The sequence below is a fragment of the Rhodococcus sp. P4_B6 genome (assembly GCF_056402215.1).
Window position 1 is genome coordinate 1 of the sequence record NZ_JBFUHV010000029.1, and the last position, 15,442, is coordinate 15,442.

Consider the following 15,442-nt stretch of genomic DNA (forward strand, 5'->3'; position numbering starts at 1 on the left):
CTCTTGGCTCTTGGATCATGGCGAGCAATGTCCATCGCATGCTGACGGTTCCCTCGCGGGGATTGTCCTTGGTGGCGTCGAGATCGAAGCCGGACGCGATCACTCGTGATCGTTCGCTTGCCCGCTCGAACTCGGCGATGACGTCGGTAAGCGATTCGTCGTCGGCGACGGCGAAGGTACGTTCATCGCGGCGCGAGTATCCATCGCATTCGGATTCGTCGAGGCCCGCCCAGAATCGTTGAAACCAGATCCGTTCCGCGGCAGCGGCATGCTTGATCAATGAGATCGGTGTCGTCAACGACGCGACGAGTCGACGGCGGGCATCGGCATCGGATAGGYCGCGTGTGGTCTCGATAAGTGCTTCACGATTGCGGTCGAGCATGTTCTCGATGATCGCGCGCTCGGTACCGTTGGTGATTCCGTGGGTGCTCATGCTTTCACTCCATTCTGTTGTGTGTTTGATGCCCGGCTCGTGCGATTTTGGGTCGGTCGGGCTGAATGACAGCAGGCGCGGTGCGGCGATCGATCTCGGATGAGGGACGAAATGTCCGGCGCCGGGAACGACCCGGAGAGGAAGAAGGGAATTCGATCCGCTCGCCGCACGAGGCGCGGTTGGGAAGCGGCAGGCGGGTCGGCGTCAACACTGTCGCCCAGGTCCGTCAGGATCCGTTGCCGTCTGGGCCGAGCATATCGCAGCGCCTGTCTCTCGTGGGCAGGGTATTCCGCTTGATCCGTCCTATGTCTGGTGCGTGGAGCAGCGGAGTGTCGAGGGATACGGGGGTGGTGGAGGTTGGCGTGAAGCAGCGCACGAAGTGCAAGTGTGCGGGCGCACGTGGTGGGTGACGGGTCCGGTCTCGCCGGTCGGGGCGTTGTGGAAGGGGACACTCCGCAGTCGCTATTGAATTACGTGCTTGATCGTTTGACCTGCGCTGGCTCGCTGTGCTCGTTTGCGCTACGAGTTTCGATGGAACGGTCGTACATCGGGTGATCTCGATCGTTCTCGGCATGATCCGGCGTGCATTCCTGTACCGAGCCGTGCGGACCGAAAGTTACTGTCGCCGGGCAGGTCCAGGGACGAGACCGGTGATCAGGGCGGCAAGCGCCATCGTGACGAGGACCGCGCCGTAGACGAGTTCGGTCTGCAGTAAGCCGAACGGTGCGACCATGCGGCCGGCGATGATGGCTGGAATGCTGAATGATAGATAGCTGACGACATACAGCGCCGCAAACAACTCGGCACGCTGGTGGGGTTGCACGAGTGGGCTGAGGCATTGAATGCTGCCGGAGAAGGCGGACCCGAAGCCGACGCCGGCCACTGCGGTGCCGATGAAGAACACGGGGCCGGAGCCGAAGACGACGCCGGACATTGCGATTGTCACTCCCGCCGCCAGCGCACCTGCACCGATGAGCGTGGTGGTTCGGCTGTCACGTTTGCGCAGAATGATGGGGGCCAGTGCGCCCACTCCGTTGAGAACGGCGATGGCAACCCCGCTGGCGAGTCCTGCGTGGATGTGCAGAATCTCGGTCATCGTCGACGGGATCAGGGAGAGGTAGAGACCTCCGAGCATCCACACGCTGATGATGGCCGGGACGCTGGCGAGAAAGACCGTGCGGGCCGCGGGTGGAATCGACACTCGGGGGATGAGCGAGGTGAGGGCGCCCGGGCGCGGTGTAGCCGATTCGGGGATGAAGAAGGTYAGCACGCTGGCGACGGCGAAGAACACGGCGAGTGGGATGAAGGTCGACAGCACCGGCGTGTCGGAGAACTGAAGGATCAACCCGGAACTGAGCGCGCCGAGCGCGAGGCCGGCAAGTGGCGAGACGCTGCCCAGCATGGCTCCGATGTGCTYCTTGTCCGGTGGGGCTGCCTCGACGATCGCCGCGGTCAGGGCGCCGGTGACGATGCCCGTCGCGAGTCCCTGCACGATTCGTGCGGCGATGATCCAGTGGACGTCATCGGCCGCGACGAACATGGCCATGGCGCCGACCTGTACGAGAATGCCGGTGACGACGACTGGTTTTCGTCCGATGTGGTCGGACACGGCACCGGCCGTCAACAGTGCGACCAGCAACGCGATCGCGTACACGGCGAAGATGATGGTGAGGGTGGACGCGCCCAGGGACCAGCGGTTCTGGAAGACGACGAACAGCGGCGAGGGAGCGCTCGCTGCGAAGAAGAACGCGAGCAGTTCCACGCTCAACAGCGGCAGGGCGAGGACTCCGGAAGTTCGTGCGGTGCGCTCGCGCGTGTGGATGGAGGTGGACATCCCTCTCCTTAAGGCGAAGATATGTGCATTAAGGATGACCCTAGATCGCATCGAACCCTTAAAGCAAACTACTGTGCGTTAAAGTAGCCTCATGTCGTCCGATTCTGTTCCCACCCGCCGCACCGGCGGCCGAAGCGCACTGGTCATCGCGGCGGTACGCGACGCCGTCGAGGATCTGATCGCCGAGAGCGGCGCGGACAAGGTCACCGTGCCGGCTGTCGCTGCTCGTGCGGGCGTGAGCCCCTCGAGCATCTACCGACGATGGGGGGACGTCGGAAGTCTCGTGGCCGAGGTTGCAACACTGCGCTTGGACCCCGATCGGCCGCTCCCCGATACCGGGAACATCGGCGACGACCTGCGGGCGTGGGCACGGGAGTTGTACGGACACCTCGCTCGCCCGACGAAGGCGTCACTGTTGCGGGCCTCCGCCGTGCTCGCCGACGACGGCGAGACCAACTGCCTGGCATCGCGCCGAGACGAAGCGGAGCGACTCGTCGAGCGTGCGCACGCGCACGGTCAGTTCACTCCCAGTGTGCGGCAGATCATGGACCACCTCGTTGCCCCCATCATCTATCGCATCACCTTCGAACCCGACACCGTCGACGCCGGATTTCCGGAAACACTCGTCGCCGAACTGGATCGGATCACAGAAACGGGGTGATGCGAACGGTCCGCGGGCGATTTCGTGGTGCAGTACCAACCGAATTGGTACCCGGACAACAAACCGAACACACGATGGTGAAGCACCGGCAGCCGCTCTACCTCCGAGAGCTCAGGACTCGCGACCGGACGGACCACGCGGGGTGTCCTGGCGCGCGTGCGGGGTGAGCAACTTGACGGCGACGAGGAGATCCAGGACGTCGTCGAAGCGCCGAAGGTCCTTTCCGGTCCGCTCCGCGATACGGTCCAGCCGGTAGTAGGCGGTGTTGCCGTGGACATACAGTGTCTCGGCTGCCGCCTTCGCATTGAGGTTGGCCTTGGCATAGGCCTCCAGGGTGTCGATGTACACGCGATCGGCGGCAAGGTCGTCTTCCACGAAACGCCGGACTGCGGGATCGATGAGACGGCGCGCGGTGTCGTCGCGTTTGGTGATGAGGTATTCGAAACTTGTCAGATCGTTCAGCGGCTTGACGCCCGGGCTGTCGGACAACGCTTCGCGGGCGGTGACGGCTTCGCCGTAGGCCCGAGGCACTGCACCGAGACCGCGGTGCACCGTGCTGATGCCGATCGTGAGTTCGATGCGCTGTGCGCGCAAGGTGTCGAAGGCATGAGACAGGCTCTGGGTGACCGTGTCGCTGCTGCCGTCATCCGCCGGGAAGATCCCGATGAATTCCCCGTGCCGGAAGGCGATCAGGCCGCGGGTACGGGTGTGGTCTGCGCCCGTGACGCCCAACGCACGGACGATTGCCTGTCGGCTTCCCCCGTCCGAGGCCGCGAGACCGGAAGCGACAACGATCGCCGAGCCGAGTTCGAGTCCCGCGGTCCGCAGCGTCGCCTGCCGGGAACCCACGGTGGGAGTCTTGCCGGCGAGCAGGTCGTCGACGAGGTCCCGCGCCGCCCTGGCCGCGTCCGCGAGTAGGAACTGCTGCGCCTCCAGGTACCCTTCTGCGGCGATCGTGCTGCCCGCTTCGATCACGCCCATGATGAATTTGACGGAGTCGGTCGCCGCGGCCTGAAGGTCGGGGTGTTGCCGGGCGATTTCGAGGACGCTCTCCCAGAGGGTCGACTGGCTGATCCGGAACGCCTGGAGGAAGTCGGCGAGCGGAATCGACTGTGTCACCCGGCGCAGGGCGTGGTTTCCGGTGATCCGGAAATCGTCGCGCGACGGGAATCGGTCCTGCGCCAGACTGTGCGCGAAGGTGTCGAAGACATCGCGGCAGTGAGCTGCGACGTCCTCCCGCAAACCGGGATCGGCATTGTCCCGATAACTCGGCACCTGCTCGCAGATCCGTGTCGCGGCGAGTGCGGCTACCTCGTGCACGGTGTCCTCGACGTGCTGTGCGAGTTCGCACGTGAGGTTCTGTGCGTCGGAGTGCGGTCGGTCGACCACGGGCGTCACCCCTATCGAAGTGCCGAAGACGACGTGCGTCCCGGTACGACACCACACGCCATACCTGGGTGCCGTTCGGAATTGTGGATACCTCACACGCTAGCCCGGTGCTGCGGCGTCCGGTCGCATAAGGCCTTGGTGCCGGTCAACGTACCCGCGCCGGGATCACTGCCGGCGCCCAGGGTGTCGGGCGTGGATAGTGGCCCACATCGATGCCCGGCCGTTGTCGATCGTTCACAGGGCAGTCTGTGATTCGGGCACTGTGTCCGACCGGATCAGTCTGCCTATCGTGTCGGTGGTGCGTCCATCGGGCCACTGCACATGGGTGCTTGTCGATTCCCGAGGGGTGTCATGGTTCGCGAACTCGCACAAATCGATGTCGACGCCGGAACGGCCGACTCGTTCGAAGCGGCGGTCGGAAGAGCCGTTGCACTGTTCGACGCCACCGCAGGGTGTACGGGCATTCGCTTATACCGGTCTGTCGAGGTCCCGAACCGATATTGGTTGGTCGTGGAGTGGGGCACGATCGACCAGCACACCGAATTCCGGAACTCTCCCACGTTCGGGCACTGGCGTGTCCTGGTCGGGGAGTTCTTCGCCGCGAGTCCGGTCGTCGAACACCTCGACCAGGTCGTGCTCGGATTCTGAAAGTCCTGCTGGAGCCTCATCCTGCGCAGGCAGATCTGCGACATGAATCGACGACAGGGCGATCCGAGCGGCGAATAATGTGGCAGGAGGCACGCGCCGTGGAATCGTTCGACGGGAGCATCCATGAGTCTTACCGAGTCGGAATACGAGTTCGTGATCGTCGGGTCGGGTGCCGGTGGAGGCCCACTCGCGGCCAACCTCGCCGCCGCGGGACATCGAGTGCTCCTGCTCGAGGCTKGTGACGACCACTCCTGCGTCTACTACCAGGCGCCGATCTTCCATGCCCAGGCATCGGAGGACGAAGACATGCGCTGGGACTACTTCGTCCGTCACTATCGAGACGACCACGCGCAGGCCGAAGATCCGAAACATACGCCCGACCGCGACGGCGTTCTGTACCCGCGAGGCGGGACGCTCGGCGGGAGTACCGCAATCAGCGCCATGATCACCGTCTGTCCCCACAACAGCGACTGGGACCGGATAGCGACCACCGTCGGCGACGACTCGTGGCGTGCCGAACGGATGCGGCCTCTGTTCGAACGAATCGAGCGGTGGCGGGACCCGACGACACCCGGAGCGGACCCTCCGGAGAACAATCCCGCACGTCACGGCTACAGCGGGTGGCTGGGAACCACGCGTGCCGACCCTGAGGCCGGCGGCCGTGAACCCTACTTCCTCGACATCATCGACACCATGGACCAGGCATCCCGCGAGCACGAACCGCCCGACGAAGACTGGCGGGAACCCCCGCAGGATCCCAACGACTGGCGGGTCGTCAAGTCCGGAGGAACCGGGATGATATTCATCCCGGTCGCCGTCACCGACGGCGTCCGCAACGGGAGCCGCGAGCGAATCCTCGGCGCGCAACGCGACCATCCGCAGAACTTAGAGAGCGTCTGAGAACTCCCGTTCGTGTCACGCTGTGCGGGCGAGTCGGCGTGACATGGTCGCGATCATGGCGATGTAGACCATCGCTTCKTGATGGTCGGGCCGCGTCTCGTAGTCACGGACACAGCGTCGGTGTTTGCAGATCCAGGCGAAGGTTCGCTCGACTACCCAACGCCGGGGAAGAACCTTGAACCCTTTGACACCGTCGGTTCGCTTGACGACCTGAACTGTCAGGGACACAACCCGTTTCGACCATTCGATCAGCCGACCGGCATAGCCGCCGTCCGCCCACACCAGGCTGATCGTCGAGAATCGGGCACGCAACGCGGCCAGCAGTCGGATGGCACCGTCGCGGTCTTGAATCCCGGCCATGGTTACCACGACCGCCAGTAGCAACCCGTTGGTGTCGACCGCGATATGACGTTTGCGGCCGTTGATCTTCTTGCCCGCGTCGTATCCCCGGCTCGACCGGGCAACGGTGTCGGCGCCCTGCACCGACTGGGAGTCGATGATCGCCGCGGACGGCAGCGGTTTCCGGCCGCCGTGGACCCGCGCCCGATCACGTAACGCGTCGTGGATCCGCTGCCATACTCCCGCGCGGACCCAGCGGGCGAAGATCGCGTACACCGTGGTCGCGGGCGGGAACTCCGACGGCAACTGCCGCCAGGCGATCCCACCTCGAACGACATAGAAGATTGCATCGAGTACGAGACGGCGGCAGTGTTTTTCGGGTCGGCCACCGCTGCCGGTGGTGTTGCCGGGTGGAGGCAGCAGTGGTTCGAGAATCGCCCATTGAGCGTCGGTCACCGAGGATGAAGAGTACACCGCGCACCGATGCCCGATCCCCGGATCCGGGGTAGGGCATGACGGACACAGTGCGATGAGCGATGATGGCAAGTGAACTCCTGGTCGGGTCGTGGCGTAAGCACCTACTGACCTACCAGGAGTTCACCCATTCCTCACCAGTCACACGCCGATCATCCCGAGTTTTCAGATGCGCTCTTACACATCGAATATTCGGCACTCGCCACCAAGATCGTGTTCGACGGAACGAGAGCCGTCGGCGTCGAATACATACGTGGGCGGCACGTGTACCGCGCCGACCCCCGAGCGAGACAGACGGACGGAACCTCTATCGCACCGCGCCGGATTGCGACCGCCACCGCCGAAGTGATCATCTGCGCGGGCGCGTTCAATACTCCCCAGCTCCTCAAACTCTCAGGGATCGGACCACGCGCCGAACTCGAATCGTTCGGAATCGACGTGGTAGTCGACCTGCCCGGAGTCGGGGAGAACCTCCAGGATCGATACGAGATCACCGTTGTCGACGAAACAGCCCACAACTAGCCCATTTTCGAGGGTTCGACCCTGGATGCGCCCAAACGTGGAGAGCACCCTGATGGCCTCTTCACCGAGTGGCGCGACAAACTCACCGGGCCCTACACGACCAATGGCACTCTCGCCGCATACGTCAAACGGTCGAGCAGTGCCCACGACGACCCCGACTTGTTCGTCTTCTCGCTACCGGTGTTCTTCCGCGGCTACTACCCGGGTTACTCGAGCGATTTCACGAAGAGTCACAACAGCATTTCGTGGGTCGTTCTCAAAGCACACACGAACAACACCGCCGGCAGCGTCCAATTGCGGTCCCCTGACCCCTTCGACACCCCGGACATCTGTTTCAACTATTTCGCCGAAGGAAGCGACGACGGCGGCGACGACCTGGCCGCGGTGGTCGACGGTGTCGAATTCGCACGCGCCTTGAGTGCCCGACTGCGCGGATTCGTCGCACACGAGGTTCTACCCGGTCCCAGCGTCCGCACGAGGGAGGAGATAGGTAACTACATTCGGCAACAGGCGTGGGGCCATCACGCGTCCTGCTCGTGCAAGATCGGGGCCGACGACGACCCGATGGCTGTTCTGGACGGACGGTTTCGGGTGCGCGGAGTCGAGGGACTCCGCGTTGTCGATGCATCGGTATTTCCCCGCATCCCTGGCTTCTTCATCGCCGCGGCGGTATGGATGGTGTCGGAGAAGGCATCCGACACCATCCTCGCCGAGTACTCCGGATAGCCGCGTTGCATCGCGCTCCACGCCCACCACTGTGAATTTTGTTTTCCGCGAGAGAAGGCGTACAACATGTCGGAATCGACTCGAATCCTGGTCATCGTGACCAACGCAGGGCAATACGAGAAGGTCGGCTACCGCACGGGGTTATGGCTGGGAGAACTGACGCATTTCTACGATTACGTCACCGATCACGGCTGTCAGGTGGACATTGCCAGCCCGGTAGGAGGATTCGTCCCCATCGATCCGGAAAGCCTCGCCCACGACGTCCTCGACGAACTCGGAACAGGCAAGCGGTACCGCGATCGCGAGTTCATGACTCTGCTCGACGATAYGATGAAGGTTACCGACGTCGATGTAGGGGACTACGCCGCCATCTACTTCACCGGTGGGCACGGTGTCATGTTCGACTTCCGGGGTGACGCATTGGGTGCCGTGACGGCCAAGTTCTACGACACCGGCCGCGTCGTGTCCGCCGTCTGTCACGGCCCGGCCGGTCTGCTCAATGTGCCGCTCGGGAATGGGGATCCGCTGGTCAAGGGAAAGAATGTCACCGGATTTTCATGGCCGGAAGAAGAGGCGGCGCAGCGAGCCGATGCTGTCCCCTTCCGATTGCAGGACGAGCTGAAGAAATTGGGTGCCAACTACAGCATGGCCGACAAACCCTTCGAGACCTACGTCGTCGAAGACGGTCGCCTGATCACCGGGCAGAACCCCGGGAGTGCCCGCGCAGTCGCTGAAGCGGTCGTGAAGGCGCTTCAGTCAACCTGAAATCCGGCCACGCATCAAGCGGCCCACCGGCCAGGAGTCGCGACGGACTCCTGGCCGACGGCCACACTCAGCCGAGCTGGCGGATGACGGCCTCGCCGACCTTGCGGGCACTGTTTGGATTCTGCCCGGTGATCAGGTGGCCGTCCTCGACGACGAACGGGTCGAAGGGATTCGGTGCGAGGGTGAACCGAGCTCCGCGGCTGCGCAGTTCGTCTTCCAGACTGAACGGTACCGCGTCGCCTCGCTGTGCAAGTTCCTCCTCCTTCCACGTGAATCCTGTCACCGAGCGGTCTTTCACGAGGTATTCGTCGTCGCCGACTTTGACATTGAGCAAACCCGTCGGACCGTGGCACACCGCGGACACGATCTTCCCGGCCTCGTAGAACTGTGCGATCAGTTCAGCGAGTGTCCGGCTCTGCGGGAAGTCGAACATCACTCCATGTCCGCCGGCCAGGTAGATCGCGTCGAAGTCCGCCGCATCCACCTCGGCCACAGACATGGTCTTGTCGAGAAGATTCATGAAATCGCGATCCGCATACCGGTTTCCGGTTCCGAGATCGCCGAGGAAATCGTGGGACAGGCTCTCGGGGTCGATGGGAACGCGTCCGCCCGCAATGCTGGCGATCGTCAGTTCCAGTCCGGCCTCTTCGGCCACATCCCAGAAGTGCGTGAGTTCCCCGAGCCACAGACCGGTGCGGTAACCCACCTTTTCGTACTCGCCGATGCTGGTGACGATGACGAGAACCTTCGAACGAGTTGTCATGTGCTGTTCTTTCGTGTCGTGAGTTGAGTGTTGTCAGGTCAGGTCGTCGCGGGAACCACGTGCAACTCTGCCGAGTAGCGAACGGAATACAACTCGCTCGTCCGCGGCGAGCACGCGGAGGACGGACTCTTCGGCGATGCGCACATCGTGTTCGAGGGCGGCATGGTGAGCGGTTCCGCGGTCCGTCGGGACGATCTTGCGGGCACGACGGTCCGCCGGATCCTGTACTCGCTCGACGAGACCAGCTTCTACCAGGGCATCGATCACGTAGGTGATGACGGTGCGATCGATTCCGAGGTAATCGGCAAGTCCGATCTGGGTCGGCAATTCCTTGCGCAGCACGGTGTGCAGCAATTGGTAGCCCCGCGTGCCATGGGGGAGATCGGCAACAGCCGGCGCCACGAGATCACTGAAGTGGCGCTGAAGTGTGCTGACCGACCAACCCAGGTCGCAGTCGACGTCCGCGGCACTCCCCGGCAGACTCGGCGGTTCCCCCGATGAATTGACCATGGAACGAACTGTAGGAATCGGCGTTCTGCGTCACCAGTGGATTGGTGACAAACTCATCTGTGCGCCCACACAAGTGAGAGGGACTGCGCCCCCGGGACTGTGACGCAGACCCAAATCGTCCCGTGGATGCTCACAATCTTCGCCGCCGCATCTCGCCGCCAGGTGAGAGGGCGGTCACAGTATGGCAATGACTTACACCGCCACTGCCGCCCCGCCCAGCCTCCGCGCCCAAGCCCGGAAGGCCTCGGTCGCTGCTGCGCTCGCCTCGTCGCTCGAGTGGTACGACTTCTTCATCTACGGCACCGCTGCCGCGCTCGTCTTCAACAAGACCTTCTTCGATACCGGGGACCCGGTAGTGTCCGCAGTCAATTCTTTCGCAACATTCGCCGTCGCGTTCGCTGCCCGGCCATTCGGTGGTGTGATTGCCGGGCACTTCGGCGACAAGGTCGGCCGCAAGCCGGTGTTGATCACCGCGATAGTCCTGATGGCCGTCGCGACGTTTCTCATCGGATTTACCCCGGACACCCAACTGATCTGGCTTGCACCGACATTCCTGATCATCCTCAGAGTTACGCAAGGACTGTCTCTCGGCGCCCAATGGGGAGGAGCGATGCTCCTTGCCACCGAGTACGCCCCGGAAAATCGGCGCGGCTTCTACGGGAGCTTCGCGCAGATCGGTGTGCCGATCGGCGTGCTCACGGGAAATCTGGTCTTCCTTGTGTTGAACGGGACTGTCGGTGAACCCGCCTTCCTGGCGTGGGCGTGGCGGATACCGTTCTGGATCAGCATCGTGATGCTCGGAGTCGGGCTCTACATTCACCGGTACCTCGAGGAAACCCCGGCATTCCGTGCCGCCGAGACGTCCCTTGCTTCCGCGGCGAAATCCACCTCACCCGTGCTCGAAGTTGTACGGAACAACTTCGCGACGATTCTGCAAGCGGCAGGCACGTTCATCGTCGTGAACGCCATCTTCTACGCCACTATCATCTCGTCGTTGCAGTACGCGAACGTGGTGCTGAAGATTGCGACACCCCAGGTCCTGCTACCAATCCTCGTCGGCGCGGGTGTGCAGGTAGTTCTCATGCCGGTGGCTGCGCTCGCCTCGGACATCTTCGGCAGACTACGTGTCTACGCGATCGGAGTCGTGGCGATCGGACTGTGGTCCGTACCGATGTGGTTGATTTTCAGCCAAGCGACCCCGCAGAACACTGTGCCGATCTGGGTGGCCGTCGTCGTCGCGTCGGCCTTGATCAGCATCTGTTACGGCCCACAAGCCGCGCTCTTCGCGGAGATGTTTCCCCCGCACGTGCGGTACTCAGGTGCATCGTTGGGATACCAGATCGCCACGGTCGTCGGAGGCCTCACACCAATCGTCATGGTGGCCTTGATCGACGGAGAACTCGGCAACGCGTGGAGATTCGCCGCATACGTCGTACTCCTCGCGTTGGTGGCGCTCGTCAGCGTCGGACTAATCCATCGCGGACACAACAACACGCACGGCGCCACCAGCAAGGGGATTGCCCCCACCTCTCGCAGCACCGCCGAAACTTGGTGAAGTATTGATCGACGTCGGAGAGGAGCGACACGCCTTGACGCTGCAAGCAAGGGGAGTTCGTGTGTATGCGTCGCTCTCTTGACCCTCGTGTTGTGGCTCGTGATTGAGGTGTGCTCATAGAACTCGACGCCACACCGGTCGAACAGGCCCACCCGTGTACTGGTCTCCGCAGGTGACAGACGGGCTGCCGCACCTCTCCGATAGCTGAAGGATTATCAGCCAACGATTTTCACCGTCCCTCCGGCGGCCACTTCCAGCCGCGGAGGGCGTAGTACTTCTCGCGGGGCTCACCGGTCCAACCATTGATGCCTTTCCGTGGAAGCCACCAGGCGTGGACCAGCAGGACGATCATGACCAAGGCGCCGAGCAGCACGAAGAACCAGAATCGCCCCGCTGTGCTGGAGACCAGGACCGACAGGCCACAAAACACGACCATCTTCCCGATCCGCCGCCATTTCGGGGTGTGCTCCTCCCAATGTCCCCACACGATGGTGCCTACTGCGGTGATCCCGCAGATCACGGCGATCTCAAACCAGTAGGGCCAGCTGCTCATCGTTCACCTTCCCATGATTCCGCAGCTACCGCAGCACCGATCCACACAATGCCTGACCCAACGTCATGGTGTAGCCGTCCCGGCCCATTCAAGGGTGCGATCACACAACTCGCGGGGCCGCCCTCGAGCGGACGGCACGGTCTGCGTGAGCTATCCGAGGAGCCCGCTGCGCTGGCAGGGTCGCCGCGCGGCTCGCGGCAATGTCCGTGCCCGGCGGCCCACCGGTGGTCGTCGGCTCCACGCTGGTGGCGATGGTCAACGCCAACCCCGTCGCCCCGTGTATCGGCCCGGAGATCGGCACCAACATCAATTCGATTGTCGCCGACATGAATGCAACGGGCGGGTACGGCGCCGGCTACCGGCCCATCTCAGTAGGCGGATACATAAGCTCCCGACCGACTGGCGGATCCGTCGTTGCACAGGCGCATCCAACCGCATCACTGTCCCGCCGGTCAGCACCCCGTCGGTGAAGGCGAAGTTGCCGTGGAATCGGGTGTTGATCGTGGCCAGTTTCGACCACCTGAATATTGCGGTGTTCCGTCGATCGAGTGGTTCGATCAGATGCCCTGGCACCATCGCCTCCTGGTGGGTCGTGTCGGGCGAGATTCGACCCCCATGGTTCGACGGGGTGCCCCGGTCCTCCAGCCCGCGCACGGGTCGTGTTGTTCCCTCCTTCGATGAGGTGGGACGCGGTGGTGCCGCGGCATCCAACGAACACTCCAATGTTGAGCGTCTAACGCTCAATTCTTCTTGACCTCATTTTAGGTCCGAGGGAAAATTGAGTCGATAACACTCAGGTTCGGTGGGTGTGAGGTCTAGCGGTTCCGCGAAGGACCACGCCCGCCAGGTGTGGTGCTGGAGGCGGTCATGGCTCGCGCGGTGGGAATCGATTTGGGGACCACAAACTCGGTGGTGTGTGTACTCGAGGGTGGCGACCCGGTGGTGGTCGCCAACTCGGAGGGTTCGCGCACGACACCGTCGGTCGTGGCGTTCGCGAAGAACGGTGAGGTGCTGGTCGGCCAGCCCGCCAAGAACCAGGCCGTCACCAACGTGGACCGGACGGTGCGGTCGGTAAAACGGGAGATCGGCACCGACTGGCATGTGGCAATCGACGACAAGAAATACAGCGCTCAGGAGATCAGCGCCCGAGTGCTGATGAAACTGAAGAGGGACGCGGAATCGTATCTGGGTGAGGACATCACCGACGCCGTGATCACCGTCCCCGCGTACTTCGAGGACGCCCAGCGTCAGGCCACCAAGGAAGCCGGCCAGATCGCCGGCCTCAACGTCCTGCGCATCGTCAACGAGCCCACCGCGGCCGCACTGGCCTACGGCCTCGACAAGGGCGACAAGGAACAGACCATCCTGGTCTTCGACCTCGGTGGCGGCACCTTCGACGTCTCGCTGCTCGAGATCGGCGACGGCGTCGTCGAGGTCCGCGCCACGTCCGGCGACAACCACCTCGGTGGTGACGACTGGGACGAGCGCATCGTCACGTGGCTCGTCGACAAGTTCAAGGCTCAGAACGGCATCGATCTGACCAAGGACAAGATGGCCCTGCAGCGTCTCCGTGAGGCTGCCGAGAAGGCGAAGATCGAACTGAGCTCGTCGCAGAGCACGTCGATCAACCTGCCCTACATCACCGTCGACGCGGACAAGAACCCGCTGTTCCTCGACGAGCAGTTGTCCCGCAGCGAATTCCAGAAGATCACGTCCGATCTCCTCGACCGCACCCGGGCGCCGTTCCAGGCCGTGATCAAGGACAGCGGCATCGCCGTCAAGGACATCGACCACGTCGTGCTCGTCGGTGGTTCCACCCGTATGCCCGCCGTCTCCGACCTGGTGCGCGAGCTGACCGGTGGTCGTGAGCCCAACAAGGGCGTCAACCCGGACGAGGTCGTCGCCGTCGGCGCCGCCCTGCAGGCCGGCGTGCTCAAGGGCGAGGTCAAGGACGTGCTGCTCCTCGACGTCACCCCGCTGTCCCTCGGCATCGAGACCAAGGGTGGCGTGATGACCAAGCTCATCGAGCGCAATACCACCATCCCGACCAAGCGGTCCGAGACCTTCACCACGGCTGACGACAACCAGCCCTCGGTGCAGATCCAGGTGTTCCAGGGTGAGCGCGAGATCGCCTCGCACAACAAGCTGCTCGGCTCGTTCGAGCTGGCCGACCTGCCGCCCGCCCCGCGTGGCGTGCCGCAGATCGAGGTCACCTTCGACATCGACGCCAACGGCATCGTGCACGTGACCGCGAAGGACAAGGGCACGGGCAAGGAGAACACGATCAAGATCCAGGACGGCTCCGGTCTGTCCAAGGAAGAGATCGAGCGGATGGTCAAGGACGCCGAGGCGCACGCCGAGGAAGACAAGGCCCGCCGTGAGGAGGCCGAGGTGCGCAACCAGGCCGAGTCGCTGGTGCACCAGACCGAGAAGTTCATCAAGGACAACGAGGACAAGGTGCCCGCCGACGTCAAGGAGAAGGTCGAGGCTGCCATCAAGGAAGCCAACGACGCTCTCGCAGGCACCGACATCGCGGCAGTCAAGACTGCGGTCGAGAAGCTGGCCACCGAGTCGCAGGCCCTCGGCCAGGCGATCTACGAGGCCAGTGCCGCCGAGGAAGCCGCCAACACCGACGGCTCCGGCGCGAGCGGTGCCGATGACGTCGTCGACGCCGAGGTCGTGGACGAGCCGTCCGACGCGGAGAAGAAGTGACGTCCGACAACACCGAGCAGGAACCGGTCACTTTCGTGGACAAGCGGAAGATCGACCCCGAGACCGGTCTCACACGGGACGCGGAACCGGTAGTGGAGCCCCTCGCGGGCGCCGCTGCCGCTCCGCAGCCCGGCTCGGTGGACGAAGGGGCCCTGTCGGAGACGGCGGCACCGGAGACGGACGAGTTGGCGGAGCGCACCGCCGACCTGCAGCGACTGCAGGCGGAGTACGCGAACTACCGTCGCCGCGTCCAGCGCGACAAGCAGGCCGACATCGCGAACGCGAAAGCGTCCGTCGTCGGTGAGCTCATCGCGGTGCTGGACGACCTCGACCGCGCCCGCAGCCACGGCGACCTCGACTCGGGGCCGCTGAAGGGTGTGGCGGACAAGCTCACCGGCACCCTCACCTCGCTCGGTCTGAGCGAGTTCGGTGCCGAGGGCGACGCATTCGACCCGGCGCTGCACGAGGCAGTGCAGCACGAGGGCGAGGGTCACGACCCCGTTCTCGGCACGGTGATGCGAAAGGGCTACAAATTCGGTGATCGCGTCCTGCGGCATGCGATGGTAGCTGTGATCGACCGCGCCGGCGATGCCGACGCGAACACCCCCGACGGGGCGGCGAAGCCCGCCGCGTCGGAACAAGAGTAAGAGCGAGAGGA

16 protein-coding genes and 1 pseudogene are annotated in these 15,442 nt (G+C 63.7%); 10 read left to right on the plus strand and 7 right to left on the minus strand.

Annotation, left to right across the window (positions count from 1 at the left end; translation table 11 throughout):
- Both AC1DWT_RS16400 and AC1DWT_RS16405 read right to left on the minus strand, forming a co-directional pair.
- The coding region (locus AC1DWT_RS16400) for a mycothiol transferase (RefSeq protein WP_477921414.1) at positions 1-433 on the minus strand (433 nt) is incomplete at its 3' end.
- 616 nt (positions 434-1,049) lie between these two features.
- A complete protein-coding gene (locus AC1DWT_RS16405) occupies positions 1,050-2,267 on the minus strand; it encodes an MFS transporter (RefSeq protein ID WP_477921416.1) in 1,218 nt (405 codons plus the stop codon).
- Positions 2,268-2,358: 91 nt separating this feature from the next.
- Between AC1DWT_RS16405 and AC1DWT_RS16410 the strand changes: the two genes are divergently transcribed.
- Positions 2,359-2,928 carry a TetR/AcrR family transcriptional regulator gene (locus AC1DWT_RS16410; RefSeq protein WP_072948679.1) on the plus strand — a complete coding sequence of 190 codons (570 nt, stop codon included), beginning with the start codon at positions 2,359-2,361 and terminating at the stop codon, positions 2,926-2,928.
- A gap of 111 nt (positions 2,929-3,039) precedes the next feature.
- Here AC1DWT_RS16410 and AC1DWT_RS16415 read toward each other — a convergent pair whose 3' ends face one another.
- A complete protein-coding gene (locus AC1DWT_RS16415) occupies positions 3,040-4,317 on the minus strand; it encodes a PucR family transcriptional regulator (RefSeq protein WP_206015472.1) in 1,278 nt (425 codons plus the stop codon).
- Between the two features lie 351 nt (positions 4,318-4,668).
- Between AC1DWT_RS16415 and AC1DWT_RS16420 the strand changes: the two genes are divergently transcribed.
- Entirely contained in the window at positions 4,669-4,965 is a 297-nt protein-coding gene (locus AC1DWT_RS16420) for an antibiotic biosynthesis monooxygenase family protein (protein WP_072948680.1), read from the plus strand.
- Positions 4,966-5,088: 123 nt separating this feature from the next.
- A complete protein-coding gene (locus AC1DWT_RS16425) occupies positions 5,089-5,865 on the plus strand; it encodes a GMC family oxidoreductase N-terminal domain-containing protein (protein WP_477921418.1) in 777 nt (258 codons plus the stop codon).
- A gap of 15 nt (positions 5,866-5,880) precedes the next feature.
- Here AC1DWT_RS16425 and AC1DWT_RS16430 read toward each other — a convergent pair whose 3' ends face one another.
- Entirely contained in the window at positions 5,881-6,696 is an 816-nt protein-coding gene (locus tag AC1DWT_RS16430; protein ID WP_477921484.1) for an IS5 family transposase, read from the minus strand.
- A 165-nt stretch (positions 6,697-6,861) separates the two neighbouring features.
- On the opposite strand from AC1DWT_RS16430, the gene AC1DWT_RS16435 reads away from it, so the two are divergent.
- From AC1DWT_RS16435 to AC1DWT_RS16445, 3 genes are all read left to right on the plus strand, one after another.
- Positions 6,862-7,200: a GMC family oxidoreductase N-terminal domain-containing protein gene (locus AC1DWT_RS16435; protein ID WP_259376107.1), complete on the plus strand. Its 339-nt coding sequence runs from the start codon at positions 6,862-6,864 to the stop codon at positions 7,198-7,200.
- Between the two features lie 159 nt (positions 7,201-7,359).
- Positions 7,360-7,926 carry a GMC oxidoreductase gene (locus AC1DWT_RS16440; protein WP_206015475.1) on the plus strand — a complete coding sequence of 189 codons (567 nt, stop codon included), beginning with the start codon at positions 7,360-7,362 and terminating at the stop codon, positions 7,924-7,926.
- Between the two features lie 66 nt (positions 7,927-7,992).
- Positions 7,993-8,691 carry a type 1 glutamine amidotransferase domain-containing protein gene (locus AC1DWT_RS16445; protein WP_477921420.1) on the plus strand — a complete coding sequence of 233 codons (699 nt, stop codon included), beginning with the start codon at positions 7,993-7,995 and terminating at the stop codon, positions 8,689-8,691.
- A 67-nt stretch (positions 8,692-8,758) separates the two neighbouring features.
- Here AC1DWT_RS16445 and AC1DWT_RS16450 read toward each other — a convergent pair whose 3' ends face one another.
- Both AC1DWT_RS16450 and AC1DWT_RS16455 read right to left on the minus strand, forming a co-directional pair.
- Positions 8,759-9,454, minus strand: coding sequence for a type 1 glutamine amidotransferase domain-containing protein (locus tag AC1DWT_RS16450; RefSeq protein WP_206015476.1), 696 nt, complete (start codon positions 9,452-9,454; stop codon positions 8,759-8,761).
- A 33-nt stretch (positions 9,455-9,487) separates the two neighbouring features.
- The gene (locus AC1DWT_RS16455) at positions 9,488-9,964 is read right to left on the minus strand and encodes a MarR family winged helix-turn-helix transcriptional regulator (RefSeq protein WP_072948687.1); all 477 of its coding nucleotides are present in this window, start codon (positions 9,962-9,964) and stop codon (positions 9,488-9,490) included.
- A gap of 187 nt (positions 9,965-10,151) precedes the next feature.
- On the opposite strand from AC1DWT_RS16455, the gene AC1DWT_RS16460 reads away from it, so the two are divergent.
- Positions 10,152-11,519 carry an MFS transporter gene (locus AC1DWT_RS16460; RefSeq protein WP_072948689.1) on the plus strand — a complete coding sequence of 456 codons (1,368 nt, stop codon included), beginning with the start codon at positions 10,152-10,154 and terminating at the stop codon, positions 11,517-11,519.
- Between the two features lie 229 nt (positions 11,520-11,748).
- Here AC1DWT_RS16460 and AC1DWT_RS16465 read toward each other — a convergent pair whose 3' ends face one another.
- Positions 11,749-12,072 (minus strand): hypothetical protein, encoded by a 324-nt coding sequence (locus tag AC1DWT_RS16465; RefSeq protein ID WP_072948690.1) that lies wholly within the window; start codon positions 12,070-12,072, stop codon positions 11,749-11,751.
- Between the two features lie 215 nt (positions 12,073-12,287).
- On the opposite strand from AC1DWT_RS16465, the pseudogene AC1DWT_RS16470 reads away from it, so the two are divergent.
- The 3 genes and pseudogenes from AC1DWT_RS16470 to grpE all read left to right on the plus strand — a co-directional run.
- A pseudogene (locus AC1DWT_RS16470) lies at positions 12,288-12,440 on the plus strand (serine protease); the annotation flags it as partial.
- Between the two features lie 499 nt (positions 12,441-12,939).
- Positions 12,940-14,784 carry a molecular chaperone DnaK gene (gene dnaK, locus AC1DWT_RS16475; RefSeq protein ID WP_477921423.1) on the plus strand — a complete coding sequence of 615 codons (1,845 nt, stop codon included), beginning with the start codon at positions 12,940-12,942 and terminating at the stop codon, positions 14,782-14,784.
- Positions 14,781-15,431 carry a nucleotide exchange factor GrpE gene (gene grpE / locus AC1DWT_RS16480; protein ID WP_072937400.1) on the plus strand — a complete coding sequence of 217 codons (651 nt, stop codon included), beginning with the start codon at positions 14,781-14,783 and terminating at the stop codon, positions 15,429-15,431. Before dnaK ends, grpE begins: the two co-directional genes overlap by 4 nt.
- The last annotated feature ends 11 nt before the right edge of the window (positions 15,432-15,442 follow it).

Bases quoted from the DNA above. Each gene is read 5' to 3' on its own strand.
- AC1DWT_RS16420 (WP_072948680.1), top strand. From the start codon at position 4,669: ATGGTTCGCGAACTCGCACAAATCGATGTCGACGCCGGAACGGCCGAC.
- AC1DWT_RS16455 (WP_072948687.1), bottom strand. From the start codon at position 9,964: ATGGTCAATTCATCGGGGGAACCGCCGAGTCTGCCGGGGAGTGCCGCG.
- AC1DWT_RS16465 (WP_072948690.1), bottom strand. From the start codon at position 12,072: ATGAGCAGCTGGCCCTACTGGTTTGAGATCGCCGTGATCTGCGGGATC.
- AC1DWT_RS16410 (WP_072948679.1), top strand. From the start codon at position 2,359: ATGTCGTCCGATTCTGTTCCCACCCGCCGCACCGGCGGCCGAAGCGCA.
- dnaK (WP_477921423.1), top strand. From the start codon at position 12,940: ATGGCTCGCGCGGTGGGAATCGATTTGGGGACCACAAACTCGGTGGTG.
- AC1DWT_RS16460 (WP_072948689.1), top strand. From the start codon at position 10,152: ATGACTTACACCGCCACTGCCGCCCCGCCCAGCCTCCGCGCCCAAGCC.
- AC1DWT_RS16450 (WP_206015476.1), bottom strand. From the start codon at position 9,454: ATGACAACTCGTTCGAAGGTTCTCGTCATCGTCACCAGCATCGGCGAG.